Raw genomic sequence first — 13744 nt, 5'->3', positions numbered from 1 at the left:
AGTTTATCATGATATGCACGATTATGAAACTTAATTCTTACTTTCTATAAAAATTATGATAGCGTTTCAATTATTTTGACATAAGTCTGTCAAATGACAAATCAGCTAATTTCTGCCGCGCCGATTCCCCGTCATAATACCACTCAGCACGATCTGAGGCACATGCTACTGGAATATCACAATTGATTGCGGCAAGCTGCCGTGATAAATGCAGCATGCTTGCGTTTTGCTCTATCTTTGTGCGGCTGCCTTTTGGCAGCTCATCCAGATTTTCCAGCATTTGATCAACCGTTTCATATTCCTGTAATAGTTTAAGCGCCGTTTTTTCACCGATGCCCTTCACACCGGGATAGTTGTCCGAGGTATCACCCATTAGTCCTTTTAAATCAACAATTTGCTGTGGGTAGACGCCTTTTTTCTGAAAAAATGTTTGATAATCAAACATTTCATAGTTACCCACACCATTTCGCATGATCGCAACCTGGACACGATCATTAACAAGCTGCAGCAGATCCTGATCCCCTGTTAAGACCAGCACATTATGTTCTTCCGCGTATTGCTTTGCCAGTGTTCCAATGCAATCATCAGCCTCATAGTTTTCCAACCCGATGTTGGGAATACCAAACGCGTTAACGACTTCCTTAACAAGGTCAAATTGAGGCAGCAGGTCTTCCGGCGGTTCTGGCCGGTTTCCTTTGTATCCTTCATATAAGGCTGTTCGAAATGTTTTGCTTCCCATATCCCAGCAGCAAATAATATGCGTTGGTGAAAATCGATCAACGGCATCAAGAAAATAACGCATAAACTGATACACCCCATTGGCCGGGATACCACCAGGTGTTTTCATAACGCTGCCCCGGAATGCCGTAGCATAGAAGCCGCGAAAAAGCAAAGCCATACCATCAACCAGCATAAGTCTTTCATGTTGTCGGGTCATGTCTCCCCCTCCTTTTCGGCCTGGACAGTTGTAAGTGCATCATGCTTTTGTTCCAGCGTTTTAATATCTATCGAGGGATCATCGATCATTTGCAGCTGATTAGCGATGTAACTATCAATCTGCTGATAGATAAACTGTTTACTCTCATCTAATATATGAGACCACTGCTGCAGGTAAGCATCCCGCATTTTTTCCTCGTAAACAGCAATATAGTTTTGAGCATATGGATATAAGCGATTGAACAGCTCCGTCATCATTGTTTCTTTCTCGTTTTTAACAAAAAATGCTTTCGTTCCATTAAACTGTTTCAGTTCTTTAGCGAAATCAGAACTCTCAAGCTCTAGAAAAGCTTGCTGAAACTCTGGTGTCATCAATTCCGGCGGCTCAGCATCAGGCAGTATAAATGCTTCATCAATCGAGCTGCTTTGGGATTTATAATGCTCAAACAGTTCTTGCTGCATATCGCGAATCAATGATTCTATTCGAAGTGAGACGGCGCGTAATTCCTGTAATAAATCATAGCCCACGTCATCAAGCAGATTCATTAAATTATCAGCTAATTGCGTCTGCGCTTTACTGCCTGATTCAGTTATGGTCGTTGGATTAAATGAGTCCTTGAACCAGTCATGAAAACGAATGGACAGCCGTTCCAGAATATAGTACACCTGTTTTTGGAGTTTCTGGCTGATTTTTTGCTCATAAATGGCCGTTTCCATTGATTCAGTCGCTTGCTTGAGAGATTCTTGTTTACGTAATAAATCAGCACGGGCTTGTTCTTTTTCTGTTGCATCCATTTGCGCTGAATGGAGATAATGATCAACAGCTTGTTTAACCCGGCGTATATCCCGGTTCGCTGCCTGAACAGTCAGCGATGTGAGTTCATTATGAATGAATTGATTAAAGGATGCTTCAAATGCTGTCATCTGCTGATTTAAGGCATCGTTATTCATTTTATCTTTCAAAGATTGTTTGCTCGACACCGGAAATATACGCGGCATCCGAATACCAAGGCCTGTCAGTTGTTCTTTAATATATTGCTGCACCATGTTTTGTTCCGAATCATCTTCTGCTAAATCGGCTGCATTCATAATAAAGAACATTTTATCCAGATGGAACGCGTCCTTTACGCGGCCAAGCTGCATCAGAAAATGTTTATCTGCCCGGGAGAACGGATGATTGTAATAAGTGACATACAAAATGGCGTCAGCTTGTTTAATATAATCGAATGCGACATTTGTGTGCCGCGCATTGATCGAATCCGCGCCAGGTGTATCCACAAGGGTGATGCCTTCCCGGGTCAGTGAGCAGTCATAATAAAGATCAACAGATTCGAGATAACACGCTTTCTTCTCATCTGTCACATAATCCGCAAATTCCTCGAGGTGTGTCGTCAAAGACTCCCCAATGTATGGCTGACTGGCCTGATAGCCATCCAGCATCGCCCTCAGATAAGCTTGTTGGGTCTTCGCCAGCTGCTCATCCTGATATACAGCCTGCTCACGGATCCATGTCAACAAGGAATGCAGATCATTTGCTTGAGGTTTCAATGCACTAGTTATGGCTTTCAGATCATTCACCAGAGCTGCTTCATCTTTTAAATGCAGGACAACCGTCCCATGGGGGCAGGTCGATGTTACCGGTTGAATACGATTGATAGCAGCTGTTGTCGGATTGGGTGCTGATGGCAAAATATTTTCTCCAATCAGCGCATTGGCAAAGGTTGATTTGCCTGCGCTGAACGCACCAAATAACGCTATCGTATATGTGCGGTTCTTAAGCCGGTCACGCTTTTGCTGCAGATCCTCGATTAATGATTGAAAACCAGGCAAGCTGGAAACGGTTCTGATCGTCTTATCCAGATCATCCAGTATATGATCCCCCGTTATGACAGGCTCCTGGACTGGACGGTCATCAGTCTCAGTTGCCGCAGCTTCAGGTGATTCCAGGTTAGACAATTGTTCAGACGTACTAGCTCGTTTATATTTTTCTGCCGATGCACGCATCAATAGTTCCGGATCGTATGCTGCCGATTGAGGATCTTCTAAAAGATTAACCACTTCCTCCTCTTTTTCCTGCAAGGTATTCTGCCGCTGTTCTTCCTGCCTGTTCTTCTGACAAATTTGTTCTAACTGTTCTTGCTCTGGCGTATAGGCGGACAGTTCCTGTTGTGTCTTGTCAGCTATTTTAGCGTACAGGTCATCCCACAACCGTATAGCTTTTTGTTTGAATGATTGTTTCACATCAGAACTAATGTCTTCAGTGTAATGCAGAATATAGTCCCCTGTTACTTGAGCACCGGGTTTGATCAATTGTTTAAGAGAATCGGCATCATACGTTAGTGATAAATTCTGTATTTGCTGTGTCAACGCCTGGTCATGCAGATCATATTCCTGCAGCAATCGCAGCCATTTATCACGCACTTTCCATAAAATGGATGTCTCAATCGATTGCTGTAATTCAGTCAGGAACGTATTTGTCCGTTGTTCCCGTTCAGCCTCTGTCTTTTTCTTCGTGGCAAATAGACCTCGTTTAAAGTCGCGCTGCTGAGATTCTAAAAACGCTTGTGCTCTGTCACGTAATGCAGCCGGCATGACGTAGGCGTTTTTAAGCGTATTATTCAGTGTGTCGAAAAAATCCTGGCGCATTCTTTCAGGCTTTTGGTTTAAATCGTTTATTTGAGCATTAAGCTCTTCCAGCCTGGCCTCAGCATTAGCGAGTGATTCGTCTGCCGTCGCTTCACCGGGACTTTCCTCGCTCGCATAAGCTTCCTGTAAAAAAGTCTTGTGTTCATTAACGACTAAATGCACTGATTGACTGACCGAATCGACTTTATGCCAATCAGAGGCCATCATTGTCTGCAATGCCTGCTTAACATCAGTAAGCTGATTGTACGAGGCATGCAAATCCATAAGTGACGTATAATAGATTTCTCTTGGATTAATGTCCCATTGATCAAACGTTTGTTTAATTTTTTCGGTAAATGTCTGAAATGTTAATTCCTGTTCATCATGCTTATCAATCTGGTTAATGATTAAATAAACAGGTATCTTATAATCTTGCACTTTTTTCAGGAAATATAAATTAACATCCGACTGAACATGATTATAGTCCATGACATAAAACAGAGCATCTACAAGATGCAGCGATGATTCCGTGATCATTCGATCCGTATCATCAGCGGCATCAATCCCGGGCGTGTCTACAACAACAGCATCATTCACCAGCATCGTGTCTGGTGTATCAATCTCGAGTTCCTTAATCACACCCTTGTTTGTCGCATACGCTTTAACCATATCGATATTATAAGGCTCTTCATATTCCAGCAGCTGTCCATTATTCAAATAAATGCGGACCTTACCTTCGCCTGATCTGATTTTGACGATGTTCGCACTGGTTGGAATTGGACTTTTGGGCAATAGTGAACGATCCAGCAAATGATTAATCATCGATGACTTGCCCGCAGAAAAATGACCAGCAAAACTGATCATAAATTCCTGGCGCCGCCATTTTTCATAAATCTGCAAAATTTTATCAGCGCTGCTTGTATCACCATTTTTTTGCATCAGTTGATATAAACCGGCTAACTGTGCTCCATTCATTTCAGTTTGCATCATACTAGTCGTTTCCCTTCAATACGATCAATCATACTTAATTATACCAGAGAACAGTATCTGCGAACAGGTTAGCTGGCCTTATTGGTCGTTGTCATGTGTAATAATTTGATTAGAGATCATGCGCATAATATCGCCGCGGCTAACGACACCGACCACTGTATTGCTGTGATCAATCACCGGTATCTTTTTGAAGTGGTGACCAGCAAATATTGATAAAGCCTGCTCAATACTATCATCCGGGTAAACAGTGTAAATATTCTTTTTCATAATTTCCTGCACTTCTTGTTGCATGCGGGTTTCAACACTCTCTTCGAATGTCATTTTTTCATTAAAAAACACCATATAAAAAGCATCATAGATGTTACGCCCTTTTGGCTGCAAGTAACGTATAACGTCACCATCACTGGTCATTCCGGTTAAATAGCCATCCTGATCAATAACGGGCACACCACCAATATGATTCGTCACCAAGGTCTTTAGAAGTTCTTTTATTGCCGAGTCTTTTTTAACTGAAACGACATCTGTGATCATAACATTTTTAATTAGCATGGCTGCTCACTCCTTGTTAGCTGCGTTCTTAATTAGAATCGATTGTTTATCTTATCCCTTTGTTTAGTTTATCATATTTGGACCATTTCATTACACTCTTATCATTTTTAATTAACATAATATAATTATTGTTAAGTCTGTGGAATAAAAAAACTCTGGTCTATAAATTTAACCAGAGTTTTCAGCCCGTTAGACTGGGTATACACTATGTTTTCGGTCCGTGAATGTGATGTTTTTGGCTTCATAGACACGGAATCGTTTGACCAATTCATTTCTTAGATTATCAGGATTAATGACAGCATCCACAACCATTTCGGAAGCCAAACGATATATATCGATATCATCCTGATAGGCATCTTGTTTGTCTTTGATAAATTCAGCTCGTTCTTCTTCTGGCAATTCGGCTATTTTATTGGCATATACAGCATTTACAGCAGCTTCCGGTCCCATAACAGCAATCTGTGCTGTTGGAAGAGCCAGGCAGGCGTCAGGTTCAAAGGCAGGTCCCGCCATCGCATACAGACCGGCTCCATAAGCCTTGCGAACAACCACAGAGATCTTGGGAACCGTAGCTTCGCTCATAGCAGCCAGCATCTTGGCCCCATGACGGATAATGCCGGCTTGCTCAACTTGTGTACCGATCATAAAGCCTGGAATATCCATTAAAAATAACAATGGTATATTAAACGCATCACACAACTGGATGAATTTCGCTGCTTTGTCCGCTGAGTCAGCAAACAATACGCCGCCCTTCATTCGCGGCTGATTAGCTAAAATACCTACCGATTTTCCATTCATTCTCGCTAAACCGGTTATCAGCTCCGGAGCAAATTTCTTTTTAATTTCACAAAAACTATCTTCATCAATTATCTGATTGATTAAATCAGCCATATTGAAAGCAGCATTCTGATTTTCAGGGATCAAATCCGTTATGGATGTCTCGAACGACTTAGCATTCGCTGGCTCACCAGCAGCCGGTTTATGCCGAAAATTGGCTGGAAAATAAGTCAGATAACGACGTGTATAGGTGATGGCTTCTTTTTCAGATTTAACGAGAACATCACCAACACCTGAAACTGAGCAGTGCATATCAGCGCCGCCCATGTCTTCAAGACTCACCTGTTCGCCGATGACTTTTTCCGCCATTCGCGGTGATCCCAAATACATGGAAGCATTGCCCTGAACCATAACAACAATATCACAAAACGCTGGTATGTAAGCACCACCTGCTGCGGAAGGGCCAAAGAGCAAGCATACTTGCGGTACACGGCCGGACAGCTTAATCTGGTTATGAAAAATGCGGCCCGCTCCCCGCCGGCCGGGGAACATGTCAACCTGATCCGTAATACGTGCCCCAGCAGAATCCACTAAATAAAGCATTGGAATTTCGAGACTTAAAGCTGTTTCCTGTATACGGATGATTTTTTCCACAGTCCGTGCGCCCCATGAACCGGCTTTAACCGTTGAGTCATTCGCCATAACACAGACATCCTGACCATTAATGCGGCCAATCCCAGTGACAACACCATCTGCTGGCAAATTATCGTCCATATTATTGGCGAAAAAACCATCTTCTATGTCCATGTCATCGTCACATAATAATTCAAGACGTTTCCGGACAAATAATTTTCCTTTTTCACTGTTCTTTTGATGATATTTTTCTTTGCCACCCTGTCTGATTGTGTTGATTCTTTCATTTAAATCATCACTATAAGCCATTTGTCTCCTCCTTCCTCATCTTAGAAACCCTGATAAACAGGTTTTCGTTTGTCCCGGAATGCTTGAAGTCCTTCCAATCGATCGTCAGTCGTAATGGTTTCTTTGTAGCATAAATGTTCAATCGAAAGGGCTGTTCCTAAATCCGTCTGCGAGCCTTGATTAATCGCGGTTTTAGCCTGTTTTACCGCAACAGGACCATTTGCCGCAACGGCTCCTGCCATTTCCATAGCTTCGTCAAGCAGTTGAGCGGATGATGCAGTTTGTTCCACCAGACCCAGCTGTAATGCCTCAGCAGCAGTCATGCGAGCAGCGGTAAAAATCAACCGTTTTGTCTGTCCTGCTCCAATTAACCGCGTCATCCGCTGCGTTCCACCAGCCCCTGGTATAATAGCAAGAGACGTTTCGGTAAGGCCGAGTTTAGCATGGTCAGCAGCAATTCTGATGTCACAAGCCAGTGCCAGTTCAAGACCGCCGCCAAGTGCTGATCCATTCAAAGCTGCTATAACCGGCATTCCCATCATTTCGATTTTGCGCGCAACTTCACCAATCGCGGAAACAGCCGCAATGGTTTGCTGTTCACTCATACCTTTTCGCTCTTTAAGGTCTGCTCCGGCACAGAATGCTTTTTCACCGGAGCCTGTTATAATCGTGCAGCGAATTGAATCGGTTGCCTTGATATTATCAATGTGTGTGTTTAATTCATAAAGCAACTCTTCAGATAACGCATTCATGGCTTCCGGCCGGTTAAGTGTTAACACTGCTGTATGATCATACCGTATCTCATAGTTAACGTATTTCCCCACAATGATTCTCCTTTCTATGGCAAACAGGATAAAACATGTCCTCGCATGAAAGGATTTTACTCAATAACTGCTATAATATCACCCTGATTGACAAAGTCACCTTCAGCAACCTTCAGCTCTTTGACTATACCACTGTCTTCAGATGGGATGGGTATTTCCATTTTCATTGATTCCAGAATAACAATATCCTGATCCGCCTCAACCTTAGCGCCTTCACTGATTTCAATTTTCCATACACTTCCTGCCATTGATGCTTTTATTTCCGTCATGTCATCACCTCTGGTTTGATTTTTCGTTTGTCAAATAATAGTTTTCCACAAATGCTGTCGTCGTGTTGCCTTTCGCAAATTGCTCGTGGCCAAGAATCTCCATAAGCAGCGGAATATTCGTTTTAATGCCATCGACACGGTAGTCACGCAACGCTTCTTGTAATAGTTTGATAGCTTCCTGCCGGTCAGATCCCTTAGCAATCAGCTTCCCAATCAACGGATCATAGAAAGGGGTTACATCAAAATCTTTGGTAACTGTTAGTTCATTACGAATTTTCGAGCCTTCTGGAGGTTTAAATTCAGATATATAGCCTGGTGAAGGTAAAAAAGTGTCCGGATCTTCCGCATAGATACGCGCCTCAATCGCATGGCCATTCCTTGTGATAGAGTCTTGAGTGAACGGGAGCTGCTCGCCTTCAGCAATCAGGATCTGCAGCTTGACAATATCCAGACCAGTTATTTCCTCAGTTACCGGATGTTCTACTTGAATGCGTGTATTCATCTCCAGAAAATAAAAGTTTTCCTGCTCATCTACCATAAATTCAATTGTACCGGCACTGGCATATCCAAGTGTTTTAGCGGCTTTAACAGCAGCATCCCCCATTTTTTGGCGCGTCTGTTCAGATAAAACGGGTGATGGTGCTTCTTCAATCACTTTTTGATTCCGGCGCTGTATAGAACACTCACGTTCAAATAGATGGACAGCATTTCCATAGTTGTCTGCCAGCAGCTGTATTTCGATATGCCGCGCATTAGCCAGCTTTTTTTCCATAAACATCGCACCGTTACCGAAAAATGTGCGGGCACGTTTGGAATTACTCTCAAACGCCTTTGTTAATGCATCAGCAGAGTCGACAGCCTGCATTCCAATGCCACCGCCGCCGGCTGATGCCTTCAGCATGACAGGATAACCAATATCGCTGGCAGCCTGTATAGCTTCCTCTGCCGATTGGACAGCGCCATCTGTCCCCGGCACAACAGGAACGCCTGCTTGTTCCATCGCTTCTCTGGCAGCAATTTTATCACCCATTGTTTCTATAACGTTTCCTGAAGGCCCAATAAACCGAATTCCAGCTGCCTCACACTTATCAGCAAAAGCACCATTCTCACTTAAAAAACCGTACCCTGGGTGAATAGCATCTGCATGACTCTTTTCAGCAACTGACATAATTTTGTCTGCATTGAGATAACTTTCCTGAACACGCGATGGCCCGATGAAGTAACTTTCATCAGCCAGAGAAACAAATGGTGCCCCGCGATCAGCTTCTGAGTAAACAGCGACCGCTGTTATGCCCTGCTTATGACAGGTGCGGATAATCCGCGCGGCGATTTCGCCCCGATTGGCAATTACGCATTTCTTAATCATCTCATCCCCCCTAAATCGATAAACGTCACTTCCTGATTCGCACCGGATCGCAGAAGTTTCATCCATTCAGCAGCCTAATTGTCTGGCAATCACCATGCGCTGGATTTCTGATGTCCCCTCGCCTATTTCCAATAATTTAGCATCTCGAAGATACCTTTCAACTTCATATTCGCGCATATAACCGTAACCACCATGAATCTGAATGGCCTGATTGGCTGCCCTGACCGCTGTCTCAGTGGCATATAATTTCGCAAAGGCAGCTTCTTTAGAAAACGGCTTATCCTGGTCTTTCAGCCAAGCCGCCTTGTAGACCATATTCCGCGCAAGCTCTACTTCCATAGCCATATCAGCCAACTTAAATTGAATGGCTTGAAAATTAGAAATAGATTTGCCAAATTGGTTGCGTTCCGTAGCATAATTGAGCCCCTGATCCAGTGACGCTTGCGCAATTCCCAGGCCCAGTGCAGCAATCGAGATACGACCCCCATCCAATGTATACATAAACTGACTGAATCCTTTTTTCGGATCGCCCAATAAATTCGCTTTCGGCACGCGGACATTATCCAGTACAATTTCAGCCGTATCCGATCCGCGGACACCCATTTTGTCATAATTGCTCGTAATTTTAAGACCGTCCGTGTCAGAAGGGACAATAATGGCGGAGATAATATTTTTGTTATCATTTGTTTTTCCCGTGATAGCGGTTACAATAATAGTATCAGCGAAACTTGCATTGGTGATAAAACATTTCTCACCATTAATGATATAGTCATCACCATCTTCTGCTGCCGTCGTTGTCGTGCCACGGGCATCCGAGCCGGCATTTGGCTCCGTCAAGCCAAAGGATCCCAGCGCCTTGCCTTCAGCCATCGGTTTCAGGAACGTATTCTTCTGCTCTTCTGTTCCGAAATAATAAAGGGGGCTCGCACCGAGCGAAACAGTTGCTGCAAAGCTGAGACCAGTGCTTCCGCATGCCCTTCCCACCTCTTCAACGGCTATCGCATAAGAAACGGTATCACCGCCTGACCCTCCGTATCTTTCAGGGAATGGAATGCCTAATAAGCCAAGTTCTCCCATCTCGCGGAATGTGTCACGCGGAAACACAGCGTCGCGATCAATTTCGATTGCACGCGGTCTTATGGTGTTTTGAGCAAAATCATGCACCATTTCCCGTATCATCGCCTGTTCATTCGTCAGTTCAAAATTCAAGGCAGCTCTCTCTCCTTTATTTTTCGCTCTGATAAGACCGACTGGTTGGTCTGTTCAGGCGCTAAAAATTAGCCATCTAAATCCTTTTTAACACTCGCAAGCAGCAGATCCTGGTAGGTGCTTTCTGTCAGTGAATCCGGTTTCAAAACAGCGTGTAATATTAAATCAACATAAACAGAACCAATGTCATCAATCGACATCGCTCCAGATGGCTGATACCATTTATACGTCCAGTTGACCATCCCCAGAATGGCCATAGCTGTCATATCAACGGGGATACGATCCCTGAATTCACCAGTTTCCTGTCCTTCTTTTAAAACCTCTATAATGATTTGTTTAAACGAATCACGTTTCTCCCTTATGCGCCATTCATACTCATATTTCAAATAGATATCTTCCTGATAAAAAACCGAAATATAAGGTTTGTAAAGATCAAATGTTTTAACAAATTCCTTAACGATGGTCTGAAGTTTCTGAGTCGGGACGAAGTATGTTTTATTGGCAATCATCGCCTGTTCCAATGCATATGTGATGAACGTATCATGGATGACAAACAGGAGTTCATCTTTACTGTAAAAATGATGGTAAAAGCCACCTTTAGACGTGCCGGTTTGCGCTACAATCTCACTAACAGTTACCCCATGAAAACCATTTTTATCAAACAAGACTAAAGCCTCTTCCATAATCTTTTGTCTTAAGTTCGTCGTCAGCCTCCCTTCACTGTCATGATTAGTATAGCATATTTTTTTGAAAATACGAAGAAGTTTTAAAAACAAACAAGACAGGTCTGAATTTTGTAAACCTGTCTTGTTTAGCATCAGTCTTCAAAAGGTTTCTGATACGAAGCTTCCTTCCAAACCTCTGTTACCTCACCTTGATTGTCACTATTAATAACAAAGGAGCCATTGCTGTAGCGGGAACTCGCGGTCAGCTCAAGCGGATCTACATGGTGTATCTCGTCCTGGCTTGTCCGGAAATAAATCGTTTCACCACCTGTCACTGTATAAAGGCCCTTGAGACGGTGCGCCTTTGTTTTTAATTCTCGAAGCATAAGCTGGCCACGGCTGGCACGATCGAATTTGTCAAACTCACGCAGTCTCATCCGTTTAACAGCTCCACGTTGTGTTATCACTGCAATAGATGGTCCTTCCTGTTCTGCAAATATTTGTCCGCTGACAACTCTTTCGTTCTCTTTTAGCTTAATAGCTTTGACACCTGCAGCCCGCTGTCCAACGACAGATATTTCTGATTCATCATACCAAAGGCCAAATCCTGTATCAGTAGCAACAAAAACATGTTCCCGGCCATCTGTTTGCTGAACACTGACAACCTCATCATCATTCTTCAAATTAAGGGCAATCAGTGCCTTAGAATAACGTCTGGCCTTATATAAAGACAATTTACTGCGTTTAACCATACCGTTTTGAGTGAAAAAGATAAGATACTGGTTTTCTGTAAATGCCCGCACCGGAATAGCCTGGACAATCCGTTCGTCCTGATCGATCGAGACAAAGTTAGAAATATGCTGTCCCAGGTCCTTCCATCTGATATCTGGCAACTCATGGACAGGAATATAAATATATTTCCCCTTGTTTGTGAACAGGAGGATGTGGTCAGTTGTATTAAGCTCCAGTAACCCCGCAAGATGATCACCGTCTTTCATCCCGGGATCTTCCCCATTTGAAGCATTGTAGGAACGGGTGCTCGTCTGTTTCACATAACCATCACGTGTAACCGAGAAAACAACATCTTCTTTCGCGACTGTAACATCAATATCGAAGGTTAAGTCGTCAATCTCATTTTCTATAACGGTTCGGCGCTGATCAGTAAATGTGCGCTTGATCTGTTTCAAATCACGTTTGATATGCTGCAATAGTTTTTTGTCGCTGGCCAGCAATGTTTCGAGCTCCTGAATTTGTTTCGCTAACGTTTTTGCTTCTTCCTCAAGCTGTGAAATATCTGTATTCGTCAATCGATATAATTGCAGGGTTACAATTGCTTCCGCTTGTTTCTCAGAAAAATCATAATTAGCTATAATATGTTTTTTGGCATCCTTCTTGTCTTTAGATGCCCGTATTGTTGCAATCACATCATCAAGAATCGAAATAGCCTTAATCAGGCCTTCTACAATATGGGCACGATCGTTTGCCTTATTTAAATCAAAAACAGTTTGTCTTGTAACAACGTCTTTTTGATGTGCGATATAAGCATCAAGAATTTGCGGCAGCGACAGCTGTTCAGGCGTTTTTTCATGAATGGCTACCATATTGAAATGATAGGTTACTTGGAGATCCGTGTTTTTATAAAGATAATTTAGGATTCCGTCACTATCGGCACCTTTCTTTAGCTCCACAACTATCCGCAGACCAGTTCGGTCCGTCTCATCGCGTACTTCAGTTATACCTTCCACTTTACGGTCAATCCGCAATTCATCCATCTTTTTAACCATGGTTGCTTTATTAACATCATAAGGAATTTCATCAATCGCTAGCTGTTCGCGGCCGCCACGAATCGTCTCCACCGCTGTTCTCCCGCGGATTACAACCTTTCCTCTTCCTGTTTCATAGGCATTCCGGATGCCATCAGCACCTTGAATAATACCCCCGGTAGGAAAATCAGGACCTGGCATAACCTGCATTAATTCATCCACGGTAACAGCCGGGTTATCGATTCTTTTAACCACAGCGTCAATTACTTCACCCAGATTATGGGGCGGTATATCAGTTGCATAGCCTGCTGATATACCCGTCGATCCATTTATTAAGAGATTAGGAAATCTTGCCGGCAGAACGACCGGTTCTGAGATCGTATCATCAAAGTTAGGAATGAAATCAACGGTTTCTTTACCAATATCCCGCAGCATTTCTGAAGCAATTTCTGATAGTTTTGCTTCAGTATAACGCATGGCTGCAGGAGGATCTCCGTCAAGGCTCCCGTTATTGCCATGCATCTCTACCAGACTGCTGCGTTCCTTCCAGTCCTGGCTTAAGCGAACCATTGCTTCATAAACAGAACTGTCACCGTGCGGATGGTAATTACCAATAACGGTTCCGACTGTTTTAGCAGCCTTACGGAAATTCTTATCGTATGTATTGCCTTCTTCGTTCATTGCGTACAAAATTCTCCGCTGGACAGGCTTCAAGCCATCCCGGGCATCCGGAAGCGCCCGTTCTTGAATGATATATTTGCTATAGCGCCCAAACCGGTCACCCAGCACCTCTTCAAGCGGCAGATCCAAAAAATTTTCTGCTTTTGCCAAACCAATTCCTCCTGTGCAC

At 43.3% G+C, this 13744-nt stretch carries 10 protein-coding genes; all 10 read right to left on the bottom strand.

Annotated features, from left to right (window positions below; genetic code table 11):
• Nucleotides 1-70: 70 nt before the first annotated feature.
• The 10 genes from ACZ444_RS07940 to parC all read right to left on the bottom strand — a co-directional run bounded on the left by ACZ444_RS07940 (nt 71) and on the right by parC (nt 13725).
• On the bottom strand, nt 71-937 hold the full coding sequence (locus ACZ444_RS07940; RefSeq protein ID WP_382361518.1) for a 5'-3' exonuclease: 867 nt from the start codon (nt 935-937) through the stop codon (nt 71-73).
• The gene (locus ACZ444_RS07935) at nt 934-4551 is read right to left on the bottom strand and encodes a dynamin family protein (protein ID WP_382361521.1); all 3618 of its coding nucleotides are present in this window, start codon (nt 4549-4551) and stop codon (nt 934-936) included. Before ACZ444_RS07935 ends, ACZ444_RS07940 begins: the two co-directional genes overlap by 4 nt.
• Before the next feature lie 78 nt (nt 4552-4629).
• Complete coding sequence (locus ACZ444_RS07930) at nt 4630-5100, bottom strand: CBS domain-containing protein (protein WP_382361524.1); 471 nt, start codon at nt 5098-5100, stop codon at nt 4630-4632.
• A 189-nt stretch (nt 5101-5289) separates the two neighbouring features.
• Complete coding sequence (locus ACZ444_RS07925; RefSeq protein WP_382361527.1) at nt 5290-6819, bottom strand: acyl-CoA carboxylase subunit beta; 1530 nt, start codon at nt 6817-6819, stop codon at nt 5290-5292.
• Between the two features lie 20 nt (nt 6820-6839).
• Complete coding sequence (locus ACZ444_RS07920; RefSeq protein WP_382361531.1) at nt 6840-7622, bottom strand: enoyl-CoA hydratase-related protein; 783 nt, start codon at nt 7620-7622, stop codon at nt 6840-6842.
• Nucleotides 7623-7678: 56 nt separating this feature from the next.
• Nucleotides 7679-7891 (bottom strand): acetyl-CoA carboxylase biotin carboxyl carrier protein subunit, encoded by a 213-nt coding sequence (locus tag ACZ444_RS07915; protein ID WP_382361534.1) that lies wholly within the window; start codon nt 7889-7891, stop codon nt 7679-7681.
• A 4-nt stretch (nt 7892-7895) separates the two neighbouring features.
• Nucleotides 7896-9257 carry an acetyl-CoA carboxylase biotin carboxylase subunit gene (locus ACZ444_RS07910; RefSeq protein WP_382361537.1) on the bottom strand — a complete coding sequence of 454 codons (1362 nt, stop codon included), beginning with the start codon at nt 9255-9257 and terminating at the stop codon, nt 7896-7898.
• A gap of 66 nt (nt 9258-9323) precedes the next feature.
• Nucleotides 9324-10466: an acyl-CoA dehydrogenase family protein gene (locus ACZ444_RS07905; RefSeq protein WP_382361540.1), complete on the bottom strand. Its 1143-nt coding sequence runs from the start codon at nt 10464-10466 to the stop codon at nt 9324-9326.
• A gap of 68 nt (nt 10467-10534) precedes the next feature.
• Nucleotides 10535-11149 (bottom strand): TetR/AcrR family transcriptional regulator, encoded by a 615-nt coding sequence (locus ACZ444_RS07900; RefSeq protein ID WP_382361543.1) that lies wholly within the window; start codon nt 11147-11149, stop codon nt 10535-10537.
• A 134-nt stretch (nt 11150-11283) separates the two neighbouring features.
• Nucleotides 11284-13725, bottom strand: coding sequence for a DNA topoisomerase IV subunit A (parC, locus tag ACZ444_RS07895; RefSeq protein ID WP_382361546.1), 2442 nt, complete (start codon nt 13723-13725; stop codon nt 11284-11286).
• Nucleotides 13726-13744 lie beyond the last annotated feature (19 nt).

The sequence above is a fragment of the Lentibacillus kimchii genome, assembly GCF_055381965.1.
Note: the sequence above shows the minus strand (reverse complement) of the source record. Positions and strands in the feature narration are given on the sequence as shown.

What these genes read in the sequence shown, in the direction of transcription:
- ACZ444_RS07925 (WP_382361527.1), bottom strand. Translation starts at nt 6,819, where the DNA reads ATGGCTTATAGTGATGATTTAAATGAAAGAATCAACACAATCAGACAG.
- ACZ444_RS07915 (WP_382361534.1), bottom strand. Translation starts at nt 7,891, where the DNA reads ATGACGGAAATAAAAGCATCAATGGCAGGAAGTGTATGGAAAATTGAA.
- ACZ444_RS07900 (WP_382361543.1), bottom strand. Translation starts at nt 11,149, where the DNA reads ATGGAAGAGGCTTTAGTCTTGTTTGATAAAAATGGTTTTCATGGGGTA.
- ACZ444_RS07935 (WP_382361521.1), bottom strand. Translation starts at nt 4,551, where the DNA reads ATGATGCAAACTGAAATGAATGGAGCACAGTTAGCCGGTTTATATCAA.
- ACZ444_RS07910 (WP_382361537.1), bottom strand. Translation starts at nt 9,257, where the DNA reads ATGATTAAGAAATGCGTAATTGCCAATCGGGGCGAAATCGCCGCGCGG.
- ACZ444_RS07940 (WP_382361518.1), bottom strand. Translation starts at nt 937, where the DNA reads ATGACCCGACAACATGAAAGACTTATGCTGGTTGATGGTATGGCTTTG.
- ACZ444_RS07930 (WP_382361524.1), bottom strand. Translation starts at nt 5,100, where the DNA reads ATGCTAATTAAAAATGTTATGATCACAGATGTCGTTTCAGTTAAAAAA.